Annotated in this window: 19 protein-coding genes; 11 read left to right on the top strand and 8 right to left on the bottom strand. The window is 49.5% G+C overall.

Annotation, left to right across the window (positions count from 1 at the left end; translation table 11 throughout):
- The first annotated feature begins 200 nt into the window (after window positions 1-200).
- From hpt to ACZ42L_RS07060, 5 genes are all read left to right on the top strand, one after another.
- Entirely contained in the window at window positions 201-737 is a 537-nt protein-coding gene (gene hpt / locus ACZ42L_RS07080; protein ID WP_464697712.1) for a hypoxanthine phosphoribosyltransferase, read from the top strand.
- A gap of 29 nt (window positions 738-766) precedes the next feature.
- The gene (locus tag ACZ42L_RS07075) at window positions 767-1339 is read left to right on the top strand and encodes an adenylate kinase (protein ID WP_464697710.1); all 573 of its coding nucleotides are present in this window, start codon (window positions 767-769) and stop codon (window positions 1337-1339) included.
- A gap of 193 nt (window positions 1340-1532) precedes the next feature.
- On the top strand, window positions 1533-2717 hold the full coding sequence (obgE, locus tag ACZ42L_RS07070; RefSeq protein WP_464715666.1) for a GTPase ObgE: 1185 nt from the start codon (window positions 1533-1535) through the stop codon (window positions 2715-2717).
- Window positions 2689-3513 carry a peptidoglycan editing factor PgeF gene (pgeF, locus tag ACZ42L_RS07065; RefSeq protein WP_464715665.1) on the top strand — a complete coding sequence of 275 codons (825 nt, stop codon included), beginning with the start codon at window positions 2689-2691 and terminating at the stop codon, window positions 3511-3513. Before obgE ends, pgeF begins: the two co-directional genes overlap by 29 nt.
- Window positions 3514-3533: 20 nt before the next feature.
- Window positions 3534-4721 carry a peptidoglycan DD-metalloendopeptidase family protein gene (locus ACZ42L_RS07060; RefSeq protein ID WP_464715664.1) on the top strand — a complete coding sequence of 396 codons (1188 nt, stop codon included), beginning with the start codon at window positions 3534-3536 and terminating at the stop codon, window positions 4719-4721.
- Window positions 4722-4729: 8 nt separating this feature from the next.
- Here ACZ42L_RS07060 and ACZ42L_RS07055 read toward each other — a convergent pair whose 3' ends face one another.
- The 4 genes from ACZ42L_RS07055 to dnaE all read right to left on the bottom strand — a co-directional run bounded on the left by ACZ42L_RS07055 (window position 4730) and on the right by dnaE (window position 10502).
- The gene (locus ACZ42L_RS07055) at window positions 4730-4918 is read right to left on the bottom strand and encodes a hypothetical protein (RefSeq protein WP_464697702.1); all 189 of its coding nucleotides are present in this window, start codon (window positions 4916-4918) and stop codon (window positions 4730-4732) included.
- 120 nt (window positions 4919-5038) lie between these two features.
- Window positions 5039-6220, bottom strand: coding sequence for a phosphoribosylaminoimidazolecarboxamide formyltransferase (locus ACZ42L_RS07050; protein WP_464705594.1), 1182 nt, complete (start codon window positions 6218-6220; stop codon window positions 5039-5041).
- Between the two features lie 153 nt (window positions 6221-6373).
- Window positions 6374-6688 carry a thioredoxin gene (gene trxA / locus ACZ42L_RS07045; RefSeq protein ID WP_464697698.1) on the bottom strand — a complete coding sequence of 105 codons (315 nt, stop codon included), beginning with the start codon at window positions 6686-6688 and terminating at the stop codon, window positions 6374-6376.
- Window positions 6689-6794: 106 nt separating this feature from the next.
- Window positions 6795-10502, bottom strand: a complete 3708-nt coding sequence (gene dnaE / locus ACZ42L_RS07040; protein WP_464715663.1) for a DNA polymerase III subunit alpha — start codon at window positions 10500-10502, stop codon at window positions 6795-6797.
- 206 nt (window positions 10503-10708) lie between these two features.
- On the opposite strand from dnaE, the gene ACZ42L_RS07035 reads away from it, so the two are divergent.
- The 3 genes from ACZ42L_RS07035 to ACZ42L_RS07025 all read left to right on the top strand — a co-directional run bounded on the left by ACZ42L_RS07035 (window position 10709) and on the right by ACZ42L_RS07025 (window position 12746).
- Window positions 10709-11404: a phosphatidylserine decarboxylase family protein gene (locus ACZ42L_RS07035; RefSeq protein WP_464702121.1), complete on the top strand. Its 696-nt coding sequence runs from the start codon at window positions 10709-10711 to the stop codon at window positions 11402-11404.
- Between the two features lie 346 nt (window positions 11405-11750).
- Window positions 11751-12464, top strand: a complete 714-nt coding sequence (pssA, locus tag ACZ42L_RS07030; RefSeq protein WP_464697692.1) for a CDP-diacylglycerol--serine O-phosphatidyltransferase — start codon at window positions 11751-11753, stop codon at window positions 12462-12464.
- A complete protein-coding gene (locus ACZ42L_RS07025; RefSeq protein WP_464697690.1) occupies window positions 12465-12746 on the top strand; it encodes a DUF4834 family protein in 282 nt (93 codons plus the stop codon).
- A 46-nt stretch (window positions 12747-12792) separates the two neighbouring features.
- On the opposite strand, the gene pyrH is transcribed toward ACZ42L_RS07025, so the two are convergent.
- Genes pyrH through ACZ42L_RS07005 form a run of 4 tightly spaced genes read right to left on the bottom strand, consistent with a single transcriptional unit; the run spans window position 12793 to window position 15473 of the window.
- Complete coding sequence (gene pyrH / locus ACZ42L_RS07020; protein ID WP_464697688.1) at window positions 12793-13503, bottom strand: UMP kinase; 711 nt, start codon at window positions 13501-13503, stop codon at window positions 12793-12795.
- Window positions 13504-13553: 50 nt separating this feature from the next.
- Window positions 13554-14285 (bottom strand): biotin--[acetyl-CoA-carboxylase] ligase, encoded by a 732-nt coding sequence (locus ACZ42L_RS07015; protein WP_464715662.1) that lies wholly within the window; start codon window positions 14283-14285, stop codon window positions 13554-13556.
- Between the two features lie 9 nt (window positions 14286-14294).
- Complete coding sequence (locus ACZ42L_RS07010) at window positions 14295-14669, bottom strand: YraN family protein (protein WP_464697684.1); 375 nt, start codon at window positions 14667-14669, stop codon at window positions 14295-14297.
- A 3-nt stretch (window positions 14670-14672) separates the two neighbouring features.
- On the bottom strand, window positions 14673-15473 hold the full coding sequence (locus ACZ42L_RS07005; RefSeq protein ID WP_464715661.1) for a hypothetical protein: 801 nt from the start codon (window positions 15471-15473) through the stop codon (window positions 14673-14675).
- Window positions 15474-15553: 80 nt separating this feature from the next.
- Between ACZ42L_RS07005 and ACZ42L_RS07000 the strand changes: the two genes are divergently transcribed.
- From ACZ42L_RS07000 to ACZ42L_RS06990, 3 genes are all read left to right on the top strand, one after another.
- Window positions 15554-16012, top strand: coding sequence for a nucleoside deaminase (locus tag ACZ42L_RS07000; RefSeq protein WP_464697680.1), 459 nt, complete (start codon window positions 15554-15556; stop codon window positions 16010-16012).
- A 561-nt stretch (window positions 16013-16573) separates the two neighbouring features.
- Window positions 16574-19714, top strand: coding sequence for a SusC/RagA family TonB-linked outer membrane protein (locus ACZ42L_RS06995; RefSeq protein WP_464697678.1), 3141 nt, complete (start codon window positions 16574-16576; stop codon window positions 19712-19714).
- A 44-nt stretch (window positions 19715-19758) separates the two neighbouring features.
- Window positions 19759-21321: a RagB/SusD family nutrient uptake outer membrane protein gene (locus ACZ42L_RS06990; protein WP_464697676.1), complete on the top strand. Its 1563-nt coding sequence runs from the start codon at window positions 19759-19761 to the stop codon at window positions 21319-21321.
- Window positions 21322-21360 lie beyond the last annotated feature (39 nt).

Here is a 21360-nt window from a genome sequence, read left to right as displayed (position 1 = left end):
ATAGGCGGAAAGGCTCTTAGGCTGATGCCGATATATACGCAAAAGACCGTTTCAGAGGCCTGGTGTGCTTTTTGAAACGGTCTCTTTCGTGTTTTGATGCTGGCTATTCTTTGGCGTAGCACTGCAATAATCTTCGGGTGGTTGGTGGGTTATTCATTTCTTTTTTGTATTTTTGCAATCTAATTTTTATTCCAAGTGCAATGGCTAAAGTAACTATCAAGGACAAAACGTTTAGGACGTTTATTCCTGAAGCAGAGATTCTGAAACGTGTAAAAGAAGTGGCCGACAGGCTTAATCGCGATATGGCCGATAAGAATCCGCTGTTGCTGGCAGTGCTCAACGGCTCTTTTATCTTTGCAGCCGACCTGATGCGCAATCTTACGATACCGTGTGAAATCTCGTTTGTGAAGTTGGCTTCTTATCAGGGAACGACTTCTACGGGTACAATCACGGAGATTTTCGGTATCAACGAAGATTTGACGGGACGCACGGTTGTCATCGTCGAGGATATCGTGGACACAGGATTGACGATGAAGCGGATGGTGGAGCAGCTTGGAACGCGCAACCCAGAGTCTATCCATATCTGCACGTTGCTGCTGAAGCCCGGCAAGTTGCAAGTGCCGCTCAACATCGAGTATGCTGCCATGGAGATACCCAACGACTTTATCGTGGGCTATGGACTGGACTACGACCAGCAGGGGCGCGAGTTGAGAGACATTTATACGCTGGATAGCTGATAAGAGAGAGAAATATCACAAGATAAAAAATGAAGAATATTGTAATTTTCGGTGCTCCCGGTGCTGGTAAAGGCACGCAGAGCGACAAACTGATTGAGAAGTACGGATTGGGCCACATCTCTACAGGCGATGTGCTTCGTAGCGAAATCAAGAACGGTACGGAACTGGGTAAGACGGCTAAAGGATATATTGACAATGGCCAGTTGATACCCGACGAACTGATGATAGACATTCTGGCAAGCGTTTACGACGGATTCGGAAAAGAGCATGCAGGCGTGATTTTCGACGGTTTCCCCCGCACGACTCCGCAGGCTGAGGCTCTGAAGAAGATGCTCGCCGAGCGTGGACACAAGGTGGCTGCCATGTTGGAGCTGGCTGTTCCCGAAGACGAATTGATGGCACGTCTCATCAATCGTGGCAAGGAGAGTGGACGTTCTGACGATAACGAAGAGACCATCAAGAAGCGTCTCAACGTGTATAACACACAGACTGCTCCGCTGATAGATTGGTACGAGCAGGAAGGTGTGCATCACCATATCGAGGGTCTTGGCACTGTTGACGAGATTTTTGCCCGCATCGCCCAGGTGGTAGATGCGCTATAATAGCAAGAGACAAAGGAGTTAGTGGGAGTGAATGGAAGTTTGGGCGGCATGCCCGTGGCTTCGGTGTAAGTTCGACTCCCACTAACTCTTATCAATTTCTGACAGGCCGACGTAGCTCCGTCGACTCCGCTGGGGCTGCGCGTCTCGTCCCGATGAACTCAGACAAATTTTCCAACGTGTAATCAGAATACAGATGGCTGAATCAAATTTCGTAGACTACGTTAAGATACATTGCCGCTCAGGTAAGGGCGGAAGAGGTTCCATGCACTTGCGCCACGTGAAATATCAGCCCAATGGCGGGCCTGACGGTGGCGACGGTGGCCGTGGTGGCAACGTATATCTGCGCGGTAACCATAACTACTGGACACTGCTCCACCTGAAATATCAGCGCCATGTGTTTGCAGAGCATGGTGGAAACGGTGGCAGGGACAAGTGTCATGGCACGGATGCCAAGGATGTGTATATCGATGTGCCTTGTGGTACGGTGGTCTATAATGCCGAAACGGGTAAATACATCTGCGACGTCATGGAAGACGGACAGGTGGTGATGCTGCTGAAAGGTGGTCGTGGCGGACTCGGAAACTTCCAGTTCCGCACAGCAACCAATCAGGCGCCACGCTTTGCACAGCCTGGCGAACCGATGGAGGAACTCACGGTGGTGATGGAGCTGAAGCTTCTGGCCGACGTGGGATTGGTGGGTTTCCCCAATGCGGGCAAGTCTACCCTGCTGTCGTCGCTGTCGAGTGCGCGTCCCAAGATAGCCAACTATCCTTTCACTACGCTCGAACCGTCGCTCGGAATCGTGGGATATCGCGACATGCAGTCGTTTGTGATGGCCGATATTCCGGGTATCATCGAGGGAGCAAGTGAGGGGAGAGGCCTCGGACTGAGATTTCTTCGCCATATAGAGCGTAACTCGTTGTTGCTCTTCATGGTGCCTGGCGATACCGATGATATCAAGAAGGAGTATGAGATTTTGCTGCGCGAACTGGGCAACTTTAATCCCGACATGCTGGACAAGCATCGTGTGCTGGCCGTGACGAAATGCGACTTGCTCGACGAAGAACTGGTGGAAATGTTGAAAGAGACGTTGCCCGACGACCTGCCCGTAGTCTTTATCTCGTCGGTGACAGGTCAGGGACTGACAGAGTTGAAGGATATTTTGTGGCGTGAGCTGAACAGCGAGAGCAACAAGATTCAGGGAATCATGGCCGAAGACAAGATAGTGCATCGCGATAAGGACATGACGCGATTTGCCGATGAGATGCACGACGAGGGGACTGATGAGGAACTGGAAGAATTGGAAGATGCTGATATCGAAGACATCGATGAAATAGATGACTTCGAGTATGAGGACGAAGACGATACGGAACAATAGTAGGCTCATGGCGAAACCTGTACTCCATACTTACCGAATGGCCGAAGGCGTGACAGCTTTCAGCACGACCCGACATGGAGGCACGAGCAAAGGCAAGTATGGAGAGCTGAATATCAATCCCTATTGTGGGGATGATGCAGATGCGGTGGCAGCCAACAGGGCTGCGCTGTGTGCGCTCTTGGGTATCGATGATGGCCAATTATTGTTGCCACATCAGGTGCATGGCACGGAGAATCGGTTGGTATCGGCCGATTTCTTTGCGTTGCCGGGCGGTGTACGTCGTATGGTTCTCGACGGGGCTGACAGTATCATGACCAATGTAGAGGGCGTCTGTATCGGTGTGTCTACGGCCGATTGTATCCCCGTGTTGTTGTACGACCCTGTGCACCGGGCGGCATGTGCCATTCATGCAGGTTGGCGTGGCACGGTGAAGCGCATCGTATTGAAGAGTGTTGCTGAGATGGTGGCAGCCTATGATACGAGACCTTCCGACCTCTTGGCAGTCGTAGGGCCGGGCATCTCTGTAGAACATTTCGAGGTGGGACAGGAAGTTTACGAACTATTTGAACAGGCAGCATTCGACATGGCTGCCATATCTCGGAAACTGGATAAATGGCATATAGACTTGCCGGAGTGTAATCGACTCCAATTACTACAGGCAGGTGTGAACGAAGGGGGTATCCACATGAGTGGGATATGTACCTATACTCGTAGCGATGAATTCTTTTCGGCTCGTCGACTGGGTGTCGACTCTGGTAGGATATTCACCGGAATCCTTTTGACAGAGACAGTATAAACTGATAAAACCTAAACAAAATGAAAACAAGACTCAGACAGTTTGTCATGGGCCTGGCGCTTATTGGTGTTACGACGGGATTCATGCCCGCCAAAGATACATTCAGTGCGTCGGAACAACAGCAAATCAGTATCCCGACACCGGGACTGTTCAGTCGTTCTAACGCTTTCAGTGTAGACTTCAGTATTCTGAAGAATAGCGATTATTCTTTCCCACTCCCTGTGGGAAAGGCAGAGGTGGTGAATCAGCAGGATGTGAAGATTACGACCACGCAGGGCGATGCCGTGAAGGCGATGTTTGATGGTGTAGTTCGTTTGTCGCGCTCGGTTAATCGTTTCGGAAACGTGGTCGTTATCCGCCATAACAATGGATTGGAGACAGTGTACGGTCATAATGCGCAAAATTTGGTCCAGGTGGAGCAGCGTGTGCAGGCCGGACAGACAATCGCTATTGTCGGTTATGACGGTGTGCAGGCTTATACCTTGTTTTCTATCATGGTGAATGGCGCACGTATCAATCCCGAAACGATATTGGAGGTGAAGGCGCATCGCTTGCGTAAGCAGACGTTGCTGTGCAAGCGTGTGGGCAATCGTATAAGCGTAAGTGTGTCGCAGCCAGAACCGTCGAATGGGGGATTGCAGAATATTGCTGCTGTCGGTAAGGGCGCAACGGGCAATACAATGTGTGGCGATGTAAACAAAGATCCATTCGAGAGCAGCAGTACGATAAGGCTGAATCTGGCAAGTCTGTCGAAGATGGAGTGGTGTTATCCGCTGTTGGGAAGTAAGGTTATCAGTCCATATGGTGGAAAACGTCGCCATTCTGGAGTCGACCTGAAGACCAAACCGAATGACAATATACATGCGGTATTTGATGGTGTGGTCACGCGTTCAGGTCCGTTCTCTGGTTATGGCAACTGTGTCGTTATCAAGCATGCCAATGGATTTGAGACACTCTATAGTCACCAATCAAAGAATTTGGTCAAGACGGGACAACTGGTTAAGGCCGGAGATGTGATAGGATTGACCGGGCGAACCGGTCGTGCTACCACTGAACATTTGCATTTTGAAGTCCATTTCAAAGGTCGCAAAATCAATCCGGCTGTGGTTTTCGACCATGCAAACCGCTCTTTGCAGCAATGCACACTTGTATTATCAAAGAGTGGAAATGTGAAAAGTGAGCGTAATTACTATGCAGAGAAGAAGTAAGCCGATGCTTACTTATGTCTGTTGGCCCGCTGCTGTCTGTATTTAGCTTTCTGGCGGGCAGAACCTGAGCCGTGAGCACCGGTGATATATTTCTTCTTCTTGGCCTTGGTCTTTACCTTATCATCATTTTGTCCGCTCTTCTTAGAACCAGATTTGAAGACCATGCCAGTCTCTATGATTTCGTTGATGTCGTTCATTGCTGTTGAGTTTTGGAGTTGATGAGCTGATAAGTTTTTGAGTTTTTAGATGGAGGAGGTTTTGTCCCATTTTATATACTAAAACTCAAAAACTTATAAACTCAAGAACATTGGTATGAATCAATGGTGGAACAGTCGCACGCCGGTGAATGCCATTGCGATGCCATATTTGTCGCATGTGTCGATAACATGGTCGTCGCGGATGCTGCCTCCGGCTTGTGCGATAAACTCCACACCGCTTTTGTGGGCGCGTTCAATGTTGTCGCCGAATGGGAAGAAAGCGTCGCTGCCAAGTGCAACTTTCGTGTTTTGGGCAATCCAAGCCTTCTTTTCTTCCATTGTCAGCACCTCCGGTTTCTCGGTAAAGAACTGCTGCCATACGCCATCTGCCAATACATCGTCGTGTTCTTCGCTGATGTAGACATCGATGGTGTTGTCTCTGTCGGCGCGACGGATACCCGGTTTGAACGGTAGGTTCATCACCTTGGGGCATTGACGCAGCCACCATGTGTCGGCTTTGCTGCCTGCCAGACGTGTACAGTGGATACGGCTTTGCTGCCCAGCACCGATTCCGATGGCTTGACCATCCTTGACGTAGCACACGGAATTGCTCTGGGTGTACTTCAAGGTAATCAGTGCGATGATGAGGTCGCGACGGGCTTCGTCGGTGAACGTCTTATTCTGAGTAGGAATATTCTCGAAAAGTGCAGGGGCGTCGAGCTTGATTTCGTTGCGTCCCTGTTCGAATGTGATGCCGAATACCTGCTTATGCTCAATGGGTTGAGGGTGATAGTCCGGATCTATCTTGATGACATTGTAAGTGCCTTTGCGCTTGTCTTTCAATATTTCGATGGCTTCCGGAGTATAGTCGGGAGCAATGACGCCGTCGCTAACTTCGCGCTTTAAGAGGGTAGCTGTGACAGCATCGCACGTATCGCTCAATGCTACGAAATCTCCATACGAACACATGCGGTCAGCTCCTCTGGCACGTGCATAGGCACAAGCGAGCGGAGAAAGCGGCAGTTCGATGTCGTCTACGAAGTAGATTTTCTTGAGAGTATCGCTCAATGGTAGACCTACGGCAGCACCGGCAGGACTTACATGCTTGAAACTTGCGGCTGCGGGAAGACCGGTTGCTTCCTTTAATTCCTTCACAAGCTGCCAACTATTCAGGGCATCCATGAAGTTGATGTAGCCTGGGCGACCGTTAATGACTTCGATAGGTAGTTCGCCTTCTTCGATATAGATACGTGAAGGCTTCTGATTCGGATTGCATCCGTACTTTAATGCGAGTTCTTTCATACAGCAGGATAAATTATTTATCTCTTGCAAAGATACTTGATTTTAGACAAAAAGGGAAGAGATGTGAGCATATTTCCTGTTTTCCGGGAATAAAAAAGTGCAACGACATTCTGTCATGTCATTGCACTTGTATGTTTAAAAGCTCTCCGTGGATTACAGAAGCACTTTGAATTTTTCTTCGATACGCTCTTTGCTGGCAGCACCGACGAACTTGTCGACCAACTGACCTCCCTTGAAGAAGAGGATGGTAGGGATGTTGCGAACGCCATATTCCATGGCAATCTCGTTGTTTTCCTCAACGTCACACTTGCCTACGACAATCTTGCCATCGTAGTCGTTTGCCAACTCTGAGATGATAGGACCGACCATACGGCAAGGTCCGCACCATGTTGCCCACAGGTCTACTACCAAAGGTAACTCTCCATTCTTGTAACTCTCAAAGTTCTCGTTTGTAATTGTAACTTCCATCTTGTTGTTTTTTTATATTCTATATATGTATAATTATTGTTGTCACTATGATGCTATGAGCAAACTATATGCCAAAAGTCGCGACCGATAATAGTTGCCGTTTTTGTCAGTTCACGTGGTAAGTCATGAGCGGATTGGATTCTACGTAGTTCACAAAGTCGCGGGTAAGGCTTATCTCATGAGCGCGTGAGCGCAGCACCAGGTTCGAGTTGTGTTCCTTATCTACTACCTGTATGAAGAGCATCGTGTGTCCCGGACTGTCTGATACCAGTGTGGATATGTCGTTTACTATGGTCTCGTCGATGTCGTTGATGTCCATGCTGATGGTGAACCGCTCAATACGCGTGTCGCGGATGGTCTGCATATACTGAATGTCGGCAATCTTGAAATCGACGTAGGTACTTGTCGGGAAACGCTTATTACAGCTTGCCTTCATGAAGATGATAGCACCTTGTATGAACATTCCGCTCCATCTGCCCCATTCGGCATCCATGATGAAAAGCTCGCCACTGCCTTCAAAGTCTTCCAATGTGACCACACCATACGGTTTTCCCGACTTGGTGAAACCCGATTTGACCGCCGTAACCATGCCGCCGATGGTAATTTCTTGTTTGCCTACGAGAGCCTCCTTATCTTCCAGCTCGGCACAATGTGTGTTGCACATCGAGTTCAGGATGATGCTGAATTCGTCGAGTGGATGGGCAGAGAGATAGATACCTACCAGTTCACGTTCGTGGTTCAGCTTCTCTATCGTACTCCATTCTTCCACCTGTGGGACGACAGGAGTCGCAATCTCTACGGCATCACTGCCACCGAACAAGGAATTCCGGGCCTCTGCCTGCTCTGCCTGATACAGCTGACCATAGCGTACTAGGGTATCCAAGAAGACATCACCCTTGTTGTTCTTGCCAAAATATTGCTCGCGTTTCAGTCCGAAACAGTCAAATCCACCGCTCATGGCGAGCGATTCAAAGGCCTTGCGATTGACGTTGGAGAAGTCTACACGCTGTGCAAAGTCGAATATATTCTGATATGGTCCGTTCTCATTTCGTTCGTTGATGATGGCTTCTGCAGCCTGTTCGCCCATTCCCTTGATGGCTGCCAGTCCGAATCTTATCTCGCCTTTTTGGTTTACACCGAAGTTCCCATAGCTTTCGTTGACACTTGGTCCAAGCGTGGGAATACCCATGGACTTGCATTCGTCCATGAGCTTTGTGATTTCCTTGATGTCGCTTTTGCGTCGTGTCATAATGGCAGCCATGAACTCTGCCGGGTAATGTGCCTTCATATAGGCCGTCTGGAAAGCCACCCAGCTATAACATGCTGCATGAGACTTGTTGAACGCATAGGATGCAAACTTCTTCCATTCTTCCCAGATATGGTTCAGGGTCTTATGGTCGTGCCCACGCGCTTCGCCCCCTTCATAGAACAACTTTTCCAGTTTGTTCATCTGGTCGATTTTCTTTTTACCCATTGCCTTGCGCAAGGTGTCGCTCTGACCACGCGTAAAGCCGGCCAGCAGGCGACTCAGAAGCATGACTTGCTCTTGGTAGACGGTGATGCCATACGTGTCTTTCAGATACTTCTCCATTTCCGGAATAGGGTAGCTGATGGGTTCTCTCCCGTGTTTACGTGCAACGAACGACGGGATGTTGTCCATTGGGCCGGGACGGTAGAGGGCATTCATGGCTATCAAATCGCCGAACACCGTGGGGTGAAGTTCGCGCAGATATTTCTGCATACCGGGCGACTCAAACTGGAAAGTACCAATCGTCCGCCCCTGCTGATAGAGCTGATAGGTGAGTTCGTCGTCGATAGGAATGTTGTCGAGGTCTACTTCTACACCTGTCGTCAACTTCACATTCTTCACGGCTTCCTTCAACTCCGAGAGGGTTTTCAGTCCGAGAAAGTCCATCTTGATAAGTCCGGTAGACTCGATAACGTGTCCGTCGTACTGTGTCACGGGAACTTTCAGGTCCTTGAAGTCGGGGTCGTCGGCCGTAGAAATGGGGACCCAGTCGCTGATAGGGTCGCGACAGATGATGAATCCGCAGGCATGGATACCTGTTCCGCGCACCGTTCCTTCGAGCATCTTGGCATACTTCATGGTGTTCCGCTCGCGTGGATCGACCGACGCTTCCGCCTCGCGCAACATGCCGACTGTCTTGATGGCGTTGGTCAGGTTCATCTTCAAGCCGTCGGGCAGACGGTCGGGAATTGCCTTGCAGAGTGCATTTGCCTTCTCCAACGGGAGTTTCTCTACGCGTGCAACGTCCTTGATGGAGTTTTTTGTAGCCATGCTTCCGTAGGTAATGATGTGCGCACAGTTCTCATGGCCGTACTTATCCATCACCCATTGCAGCACGCGTCCACGTCCGTCGTCGTCGAAGTCGGTATCAATATCGGGTAGGGAAATACGGTCGGGGTTGAGGAAACGCTCGAACAGCAAGTCGTATTTCAGTGGGTCTATCTTTGTGATACCCAGACAATAGGCTGCTACCGAACCCGCCGCAGAGCCACGGCCAGGGCCTACCATCACTCCTAATTCCTGGCGGGCAGAGTTGATGAAGTCTTGCACGATGAGGAAGTAGCCGGGGAATCCCATCGTCTTCATCACGTGAAGTTCAAACCTGATACGTTCTTCCACCTCTTTCGGTACAGGGTCTCCGTATATCTTTTTAGCACCTTGGAAGGTCAGTTCGTCCAAATAGTCGGCTTCAAACTTGATGCGGTAAATCTTGTCGTAGCCTCCCAGGTGCTTGATTCGTTTCTCACCGTCTTCGGGCGACATGAGGTTTTCGCCGTTCTCGTTGCTGCAAAATTCCTTGTACAGGTCTTCTTCGGTGAATTTCCGGCGCCATTGCTCTTCCGTGCCGAACTCCTCCGGAATAGGGAAGAACGGCATCACGGGGTCGTGCTCGATGCTGTAGAATTCTACCTTGTCCAGAATTTCGAGCGTGTTGCGCAGAGCTTCCGGGTGGTCGGGAAACACCTCGTTCATCTCTTCACGGGTCTTAAACCATTCCTGCTTGCTGTAGCGCATGCGGTTCGGGTCGTCCAAGTCCTTGCCCGTAGCCAGACAGAGCAGATGGTCATGCGCCTCGGCGGTCTCTTTGTCTTCGAAGTGGCAGTCGTTGGTGCAGACGAGCTTGATACCCATTTCCTTGCTGAACTGCTCCAGCACGGCATTCACTTTCTGTTGCAGCGGATAGGCCGTGCGGTTGGCAAGCAGGGTTGGATCGGTCACCTTGTGGCGCTGCAACTCCAGATAAAAGTCATCGCCAAAAAGATTCTTGTACCACAGGCAGGCTTCGCGTGCACCGTCAAGGTCGTCGGCCATAATCTTACGGGGTACTTCTCCGGCCAGGCAAGCCGTACAGATAATCAGTCCCTCGTGGTATTTCTCCAGGTCTTCGCGGTCGGTACGCGGCCTGTAATAGTAGCCGTCTACCCATGAGCGCGATACCAGTTTGATAAGATTCTTATATCCCTGATAGTTTTTGGCAAGCACGATGAGGTGGTAGCCGGAGTTGTCTCCGTTCTCCTTTACCTTATCCTCCTTGCGATGGCGGGCCACATACATCTCACAGCCCAGTATCGGCTTGAAAGGTTCAAGGCCGTCTGCCTTCCGTTTCTTGTTTACTCCGCTACAGTAATCCCAGAATTCCTTGATGCCAAACATGGCGCCATGATCGGTAATGGCCATGCCTTTCATGCCATTGCCGACAGCCTTGTCGACCAAGCGCGAAATCTTGGACTGGCCATCAAGAATAGAATAATAGGTGTGGACGTGTAAATGAACGAAATCTTCCATGAAAATGATGCAATTTGGAGTTCAAAGTTACGGCTTATCCCCGATACAACCAAAAGAAAAATAATAAAATTTTGTGGAGCTAACAAAAAATCATTAACTTTGCAAACGGTAGGTAAAAGGCCTCCTCAATACGATTGAACATACGTCAGAACAACCTTTGGCACCGGCTTACGCCTTGTTGAAATGTTCGTATATCCTTAGTTACTATGATTAAAAGAATCAACAAACTCAAAAAGATACGCATACACAGAGAGGGGACAGACACTCTTCTCTATGGTTTCATTGTGATGGCTGCCATCGTCTTGTTAACGTGGCGAGCCTTTGATACCAAGATTCCTTTTTGGGTTGTTTTGGTTGTTTTTTCGGCAGTTTACGCTATCGTGCTCAATTTCTACCGTTGTCCCATCCGCTATTTCTCTGCCGAAGACGACACCAGTAAGGTGGTAGTGGCTCCGGCCGATGGCAAGATAGTGGTCATCGAGGAGGTCGAGGAGAACGAATATTTCCACGACAAGCGTCTCATGATCAGTATTTTCATGAGTCTGTGGAATGTGCATGCCAACTGGTTTCCGGTAGATGGCAAGGTGAAATTCGTATGCCATAAGGACGGAAACTTCCATAAGGCCTGGCTACCTAAGGCCAGTTCGGAAAACGAGCATGCCGATGTGATGATTACTACCCCCGATGGTGTAGACATCTTGTGTCGCCAGATTGCCGGCGCTATGGCCCGTCGCATCGTCACTTATGCCAAGGAAGGCGAGGATTGCTATATCGACGAGCATCTCGGTTTTATCAAGTTGGGTAGTCGTGTAGATGTCTATCTGCCCGTAGGCACGGAGGTTTGTGTCAAGATGGGACAGTCTACGACCGGCGACCAGACCGTTATTGCCAAGCTGAAGTAATCAGTCTGTTCACTCATCCTGTACTTATTTAAATAACCAAGTTGGCAAGCCACATGTTCATTGGCATGTCGACCTGTTTTCTGCAAAGCCTTTGCAGTGATGCTGCATGGCCTTTTCAGTCGTGCTGCGGAGGCTTGGCAGCAATGCTGCCGAGCCTTTGCAGAAAAACGAGGTACTGACAGTTGATGGACAATAGATAAGAGCTGCCTGGTCAATAGGAGGATGCCGGAGATGGCAACTGTTTGGTCGAAAGTGGATGTCTAGAGCCGTTTACCTAGAATAAATAGGAAATAAATTTTGCTTTTATGCTTGTTTGCGCTATCTTTGCAAGCAATAATAATAGACTATGGCAAATATAATCATAAGGAATATTCCTAATACGATAACCTGTTGCAATCTGGTTTGTGGTTGCATCGCTACTGTTTGGGCTTTTAATGGCGACCCTGTATGGGCGCTGGCATGGATAGTGATGGGGGCAGTGTTCGATTTCTTCGATGGCATGAGTGCCCGTCTGTTGCACGTATCCTCGCCCATCGGGAAGGAATTGGACTCGCTGGCCGATGTCATCACGTTCGGTGTCGCACCGGCAACGATGGTTTTCAGCGAATTGAGTATCATGACTTTTCCCATGTCACTGGAGCCGTATCGGCTTTATCTGTGCTATGCCGCTTACATCATGGCAGCTTTCTCGGCACTCAGACTGGCCAAATTCAATCTCGACGAGCGGCAGACTACGTCGTTCATAGGGTTGCCCACACCTGCCAATGCGCTCTTTTGGGGGTCGTTGATAGTGGGGGCAGGCGATATTCTGGAGTCTTCTCCGTATATGCCGTTCGTCATTCTGGCGATGGTGGCTTTGAGCAGTTGGCTGCTGATAGCAGAGCTGCCGATGTTTGCACTCAAGTTCAAGCAGTGGGGATATAAGGGCAATGAGGTGAAATACATCTTCTTGGCTACTTGCTTGCCTATCCTGGTTATCTTCCGCCTGTCGGCCTTTGCCGTTATCATTGCGTGGTATGTGGTGTTGTCGGCCATTGTTAATGCTAAAAACAAGAAGTAAATGGTGTTTCTCAAATTGATATTTTTCGTCTTTGTTGCGGGACTTCTCGCACTGGTGTTCATCGCCTATTCATTCTTCAGACGGCTGCGCGATTCAGCCAGAAAGATGCAAGACCAGGTGAATGGACGGTATGCCGGCAGGGCAAGCGCATCTTCGTCTACGCGCCGTACCTATTCAGATAAAGAGGGAGAGACGGTTGTAGACCAACGCACTTCGGCCGAGGCCAATCAGAAAATATTCTCCAAAGACGAGGGAGAGTATGTAGATTTCAAGGAAGAGTAGGGTTCTCAATAAAACAAAGGCGGCGGATTTAATCCGCCGCCTTTATTTAGTTATGTACCAATGTGCCGATGGGTTCGCCGTCCATCACCTTTTTCAGATTGCCTACTATGTCCATGTTGAATACATAGATGGGCAGATTGTTCTCCTTACACATGGTAGTGGCGGTGAGATCCATCACCTTAAGGCCACGCGTGTAAATCTCGTCGTAGGTGATATCGGTAAACTTCGTGGCCGTAGGGTCTTTCTCCGGGTCGGCCGTGTAGATTCCGTCTACGCGCGTACCTTTCAACATCACGTCGGCTTCTATCTCTATACCGCGCAGCGAGCTGCCTGTGTCGGTAGTGAAATAAGGTGAGCCTGTGCCGGCAGAGAAGATGCAGACGTAGCCCTGTTCCATCGACTCAATGGCTTTCCATTTGCTGTAGAATTCTCCGATAGGTTCCATGCGGATGGCCGTGAGCACCTTGGTCTTCACGCCGATAGCACCCAGTGCCGAACTCAGGGCAAGCGAGTTGATGACCGTAGCGCACATGCCCATCTGGTCGCCTTTTACTCGGTCGAAGCCTTTCTGGCTGCCGCTGAGACCACGGAAGATGTTACCGCCGCCGATGACGATACCTATCTGCACACCCATTTCATGAACCTCCTTGATTTGGCGTGCATAGTCGGCCAGGCGTTCGGGGTCGATACCGAAACTCTGTGAGCCCATCAGGCTCTCACCACTCAGTTTGAGCAGTATTCTTTTAAACTTTGTCATAGTCTTATTTGTTGTATTTATAGATTCTCTTATCTCTTACTTCTAACCTTTTATGTTATAAATCTCACCTCCTTGAATGTGTATTCCCTGAACCGTCCTTCGCTGTCGCGCAAGACGATAGTGCCGTTATCGCCCACTTCTACGATGCAGGCTTCGAAGCGGCCGTCGGCATCTTCGTAAGAATGGAAACCTTCGCGGCGATAGAGCGACATGTAGTAATTGGCCGAAATGTCGGCAGCTCCGCCTCGTTCCAACAGTTCGTAGCGTCTCTCGAAGTTGTCTAACAGCTGCTGTAACACCTCTTCGCGGTCTACTTCATGTCCCAGAATGCCGGCCAACGACACGGGATTGGGAGCATCACTCACGAATTGCAGTTGGTTGATATTCAGTCCGATACCGAATATGCACCCTTTCAGATGTCCTCCGCTCAACGATGTTTCTATCAGCGTGCCACTGATTTTACGGTCGTTCCAGTACACATCATTCGGCCATTTCAGCGTGATACCCTCTGTATAGGCATCGAGGGTGTCTTTCAGCGCCAATGCCCCGGCCATGGATAGTAGGAACTGAAAGGCCGTAGGCGTGTGCCAAGGGCGAACGAGAATGCTCAGAAGCAGGTTCTTCCCGTCCTCGCTCTCCCAGGTATTCGTGCCTTGTCCGCGCCCTGAAGTCTGATGGTCGGCCACGACGACAGTCATGTCTTCATCGGGCACACTGCCGTGCCGGCGCAGATAGTCGTTGGTGGAATCCACCTCATTGAGTCGTATGATTTCTCTCTTCATGTCTGAATTTTAAAGCAGCAGTGGGTTGAATGCGTCTTGGATATGTTCCATGCGGGCAGTTTCCTTATCACTGCCCACGATTGTAATGACGTCGAATCGCAGTTCGTCCCATAGCTGGTGCATCTTTACATAGGCGTTGGCAGCATGCCCCAGGTTGCGCATCTTCTGTCGGTTCACGGCATCTGCCGGTTTGGTGATGGTGTCCGAGCGGCGCGTCTTCACCTCTACGAAGACCACGGTTGTGCCGTCCGGCGTGCGTGCCACGATGTCGATGTCCTTCCCGCCCATTCTCCAGTCGCGTTCCATGATGTCATATCCCTCGCTCACCAGATAGGCAGCGGCATAGTCTTCGCCCCATTTGCCAAGGTCGTTGTGTGCTGCCATGCGTCAGGGAGCAATTTCGGGTAATGTCTGAGGCATGCTCTTGAACACCTCATTGAGATACTTATGCGCCAGCATTTGCGGTGCATAGTACATGATAAAAGGTGTGGCAGTGGTCGAGTTGATACCGATGACCACCTGCATGTCGCCGTTCCTGAATTCGGCAAAGGGTATGACGGCATACGAATGATAGGTTTTCGTGTAGTCTACGGAAAGCTCCTTCTGGTCGCCCACGGTCTGCTGCGTCGGCATTTGTGGGATGTCGTAGGTCTTTATGGGGGTGCCAAACGATTTCTGGAAGACTTCTACCAACTTACGACATTGCCCGATGGCCCTGTTGTGGGCCTTGAAGTCGCAGCAGACGAGTTGCTCCTTGGCATCGGGCTTAGTCGGATTCCTGAATAGTATATAGGGTATGGTGATGTCGGGTTGGCGGATGCCACCGATGGTAAGGGCTGCCAGTTTTCCCTCTATAAAATAAGGTGAACCGCAGAAATATAGCGGTCTGTCTTCCTTGAATTCCATGACGTAGCACTGATTGAGTATGTCGGTGATGTCCTGGGCGTCCTCGCTGATGGTCTCAAGATTCAGTCTGACGCCTTCGATAGCCACTGCATAGTAAGTTCCCATATGGTCAATGGGTGTCTGGGGATATTTCTCCAGTAGTGCATTTTGCTGGCTATAAAACTCCTCTGGTGCCATTCCCAGGGTGAAAGTTCCCAGGATTGGCTTCTTGGAATCGTCGGCAGCGCAGAGATGGCCGACCGCTATGAGCAGGAAGAAAAATAGTGTGTTGAGCTTTTTCATGCCGTTCCGTCAGATTTGATTACTTGCAAAAATAATACAATTCTTCCATTCTTCCAATAAAATACCTTATTTTTGCAGCCATGATTACAAAGGAAGAAGAACAGCGGAAAATAGACGAACAGTTCATGCTCAAGGCATTGGACGAGGCGCATAGGGCATTGGATGAGGGCGAGATACCCATCGGAGCGGTCGTGGTGTGCCGTGGGCGTGTCATCAGCAGGGCGCACAATCTCACCGAAACCCTCAACGACGTAACGGCGCATGCCGAGATGCAGGCCATCACTGCAGCTGCCAACACGCTCGGCGGCAAATATCTGCAAGACTGTACACTCTATGTGACCGTCGAACCCTGTGTGATGTGTGCCGGCGCATTGGGCTGGTCGCAGATGAGTCGTGTTGTCTATGGTGCACCCGATGCGAAGCGTGGCTATTCGGAATATGCTCCCCATGCTTTCCATCCCAAGGCCGAAGTTGTCGGGGGAGTATTGGAGGAGGAATGCAAAACCTTGATGCAGGAGTTCTTCAGAAGCAAGAGATAGGTGGGAAATACGTCGTGTGGCAGATAGTCCAAACCTCAATATCCATTTTTGGAAAGTTATTTCTTATCTCTTACTTTTTACCTTTTACCTCTCAGTTCTTACCTCTCCATTTACTGCAAGGCCTTGGCAGTGTTACTGACTGGGCTTTGCAGCAATGCTGTTTGGCCTTTGCAGCGATGCTGCGGAGGCTTTGCAGTTTTTTGAGTTTTTAAGTTTATGAGTTCTTTAGTTTCTAAGTTCATGAGTTCTTTAGTTTTTGGTTGGTGAGTTTTAAGTTCCTGTTGCATGGAAACGGGTGCAGATTGGACTGACAATGCAGCTTGCCTTGTTTGTCGAAACGTCTACAATAAAGTTCTGTATTTCGGATGGTTTGTAGATATTTTAATATTTGACACGGGATAGTTATGTATTTTTATACTATGAAAATGTATTGTTAAATAAATGTAAAACAAAATATTTAATCTTTGCTAAAAAAACATTATTTGAAAAACTTCGTATTTTTGCACCCGATGCCACACTATCAATGATAAACATTAAACCTTATAAATATTTGAATTAATTATGAGCGAACGAATCGAACAAGCTTTCTCACGTAGAAAGCACGCTCCAAGTCTAACGATGAAGACATTCTTGGGGGCTGCGTTGCTGGCCGCTTTGGTAGCCAATCCGCTCTCTGTTCAGGCCGTGGAAAGCACAGATGCCTCTGTGACAGTGGTACAACAAAAAGCAAAAAAAGTTTCCGGTACGGTGAACGATGCCAATGGTGAACCTATCATCGGAGCCAGTGTGCGCGAAAAAGGCAAGGGCACGGGAGCTGTGACCGATGTGAACGGACAGTTTACCATCAATGTGTCGGGCGACAACGCTACAATCGTGATATCGTATATCGGTTATAACACGAAGGAACTGAAGGTGGGCGGACGCGCTTCTGTAGAAGTGGTGCTGGAAGATAATGCCGCTACGCTGAACGAAGTCGTAGCCATCGGTTATGGCTATGTGAAGAAGAAAGACCTGACGGGTTCGGTAGCTTCGGTCTCTAACAAGGATTTGACACTGGGTGGAACGGTAAGTAATGCAGCTCAGGCTTTGCAGGGTAAGACGGCTGGTGTGCAGGTGGCTCAGACTTCGAAAGCACCGGGCGGTAGTATCTCTGTTCGCATTCGTGGTAACAACTCTATCAGTTCGACCAACGAACCGCTCTATGTGGTCGACGGATTTCCCTCTTCGGAAGGTCTGAATATCAACCCTAACGATATTGAGTCGATGCAGATTCTGAAAGATGCGTCGGCTACTGCCATCTATGGAGCGCGTGGTGCTAACGGCGTTGTGCTGATTACGACCAAGCGCGGACGTGCCGGTGAGAACAAAATCTCGTACAACGGCTATGTGGGTGTGCAGAATATCATGAAGCCATTCAAGTTTATCAATGCCAAGGAATACATGAACTTGGAGAACGACCTCTACGAAGAACTGGATGGAAAGGCCGGTACGAAGAATGGTGTGTACACAGCTTCGCAGTTGCAGTCGGACGTAGATACCGACTGGCTGGATGTATGTACCCGTGTAGGATTGGTACAAGACCACAACGTACAGTTCAGCGGCGGCTCTGAAAAGACGAAGGTACTCACCTCTCTGGGTTACTTCAAGCAGGAGGGTGTGTTGAAGAATACCGACTTCTCCCGCTTCTCCGGTCGTGTGAATGTAGACCAGACCATCAACAAGTATATCAAGACCGGAGCGACGATGTATGCACATCGCGAGAACTCCAACTACCAGTTGTATAGCGGTAACATCTTGAATTCAAACGTACTTTACAGTGTGATGCTCTACGACCCCACTGTGTTGCCTTACAACTCGGACGGTACTTACGGTCGAGTTCCCGGTGGTCGTGGCGATAACCCGTTGGCCAACCTGAACGAGCGTATGAACAATCTGCGCAACGACAAGTTCGACGGAACGGTGTTTGCAGAGGTAACCCCGATAGATGGGCTGACTTTGAAGGCTACCGGAGGTGCGGAAATCATGCACAACTTCCAAGGTACATATCTGCCCGCAGCCACTTATCAGGGTGGTATAGACAAGGGTGTGGCTACGACATACGACTATACCGGTACACGCCAGGTGTTTGAGGCTACGGCCAACTACATGACTACCATCGGAAAGGTACACGACATCAGTGCGATGTTGGGTTACTCGTACGAGAAGTTTGTGGGTGAATACCGCAATATCAACGTGAAGGGATTCTCTACCGACCTCTTCACCTATAATAATCTGGGTGCGGCTTCCAATAAGACCGCCGTGGGTTCTAACAAGACCGAGAATATATTGGCTTCGTTCTTCGGCCGTCTCAACTATTCGTTCAAGGACCGCTATCTGGCTACCTTTACCTTGCGTCGTGACGGTAGTTCGCGTTTCGGCTCGAAGAATCACTGGGGAACTTTCCCCTCAGGTTCGTTGGCATGGCGTGCCGGTGAGGAGTCCTTTATCAAGAATCTGAATGTATTCAGCAACTTGAAGGTGCGTTTGGGTTACGGTGTGACTGGTAACGAGCGTATCGGCGACTATGCTTCATACGCCTTGATGGCCAACACTCACCTCACATTCAACGGTGCAGACAATACGGCCGGTACACATATCTCTCAATCGAGTGCCGAGAATCCTCAGCTGAAGTGGGAAACGACCCGCCAGTTCAACGTAGGTATGGACATGGGATTCTTTGATAACCGACTCACTGTGACGTTGGATGCTTACTATAAGAAGACCAACGACCTGTTGCTGAAGATTGTGATGCCTAGCTATAGTGGTTTCACTTCGGGGCAGCAGAACATCGGTGCTATCCGTAACTCAGGTTTCGAGGTTGAAGTAAACAGTGTAAACTTTACCGGACCATTCCATTGGGAGACCAAGTTCAACTTTGCGATGAACCGTAACAAAGTGCTTGATACCGGTTCTAACGGCGACATCTTCATCACTTCGTCCAAGCCTTTGGGCAATGTATCTGAGGAAAGCTATGCTGTGATTCGCGAGGGAGAAGCGCTCGGTTCGCTCTTCGGTTATAGGTATAAGGGTGTGTTGCAGACCGGTGAGACCTATACTCCGCAGCCCGATGCACAGCCCGGCGACCCCTTGTTTGTAGATGTCAACAAAGATGGCAAGATAGATTCTGACGACCGTACCATCATCGGCCATGCCAGTCCCGACTTCATCATGGGTATTACCAATACGTTCTCTTATAAGAATTTCGACTTGTCGGTATTCTTCCAGGGTTCGTTTGGCAACGATTTGTTGAACATGACGAACATGAACCTGGAGTGGAAGCGCACCACGACAGCGCTGACTCGCTGGACCAAAGACCATCCCAGTACGACCATTCCGCGTAATGGATTCTTCTATTCCAAGAAGGGTGGCTACATCAACGACCACTTTGTCGAGGATGCTTCTTACTTGCGTCTGAAGAATATCACGCTGGGCTATACCATTCCTTTCCGCAAGGTGGTAAGCAGTTGCCGCGTATATGTGTCTGCCGAGAACCTGCTTACCTTCACAGGCTATTCAGGTTGGGATCCTGAAGTTGACACCAAGGCCTACGAAGCTAGCAAGAGTAGTGGTAGCAACCAGACTGCCAATGCCGGTGCCGGACTCGATTTCAACTCCTATCCGAGCATGCGTACCGTTACGTTTGGTGTGAATATCACTTTCTAAACAATGAGAATCAACCGATTTACAACACTTAATAAGTAAGCAGAATGAAAACAAATATAAAGAATCACATCAAAGGTATGGCGGCCGTATTGGGCATGGCGGCTACGCTGTCGGCTTGTACCGATTTGGAACCGGAGATTTATAGCAATCTGACGACGGCCAATGCCTATACGACCGAAGCCGATATAGATGCAGCCTTGGTAGGTGTCTATGCCGATTTAGCCCCTTATCCAGGCGATGCGTGGATGTACTATGCAGGCTACTTCGTGATGATTACCGACTATTCCACCGATATGGGCTATTCTACGGCAGCCGGTGACCCCACAAAGTTGAGCCTGATGACCTATGATGCCAACAACCGTTACTTCAAATACAATTTCATCAGCATGTACCAAGTTATCTGTAATGCCAATACGGTGATACAGAATCTGGATAATGTAGCGATGAAAGACGAGAAGAAGAAGCTCATCAAGGCGCAGGCTATGTTCCTCCGTGCGCTGGCTTATCGCGACCTGACAGATGCTTTCGGAGCTGTACCTTTCTCCACGACATTGCTCGACCCCACAGAGACAAAGGATATGGAGCTGACTCCGGTGAAGGATATCGTGGCGTATATTGCTAACGATTTGAAGGAATGTATCAACACATTGCCTGAGAAATGGAGCGATGCCGACCTCTCGCGTGCCACCAAGGGAGCTGCCGCAACACTGCTTGGCAAGCTCTATATGCGCGACCACGACTATGCCAATGCCAAGACTTATATCGACATGGTGCTTGCTCTGCGCGACAAGGGTGTGTATAAGCTGAACCCGGACTTTAAGAATGTGTGGTCGGAATCCAACAAGCACGACATGGGTTCTATCTTCAGTATCTTGCACGAAGCAACATCTAATGGTGGCGAAATCACCAACCACTTCGGTCCGCAAGACCATCCCGATGTGCCTAACCGTTGGCAGTATTACGCTGTATCCATCCCGTTCTGGCGCAAGTATAGCGATGCCGACCCGCGCAAGCAGTTCTTCTATTATAATTATACGGGTGTGAACAAGCGCGACGACAAGAGTAAATACGGTTTCTACTACATGATGCCGGCTGTCGGTCAGACCACTCCGCCGAACGATACCACCAAGGTATTGCAGAACGTAGCTACCAAGAAGTACTCTTACGAGATGATTAGCGACACCTATTATGATGGTCGCACCATCTCTATTTTCCGTCTTTCCGACGTGATTCTCTGCAAGGCCGAGATAGAGAATAATCTCAATGGTCCTGCTGCGGCATTGAAATATCTGAACGAGATACGCCATCGTGCCGGTGCACCTGAATATGGTAAGGATGCCAAGTTCCCTGCTCCGACCACGAAGGATGCCATGAACCAGGCGATACTCGACGAGCGTGGCTTCGAATTGGTATTCGAGTTCCAGCGTCGTGCCGACCTTATCCGCTTCGGCAAGTATGAGTCTACGGTCAATGCTTACCTGAAGTCGCTGAATCTTCCCAGCCCGACTGTAGTCACCGAGAAGCAGCGTTACTTCCCATATCCATTGGTAGACGCCAACCTGAATAAGTTCATGCGTGACGTAAATCCCGAACGTATCCCTAAATAATCGGAATACTAACCATCTCACAAAGGCGCGGGTAACACC

This window comes from Prevotella mikamonis (assembly GCF_055381405.1).
Note: the sequence above shows the minus strand (reverse complement) of the source record. Positions and strands in the feature narration are given on the sequence as shown.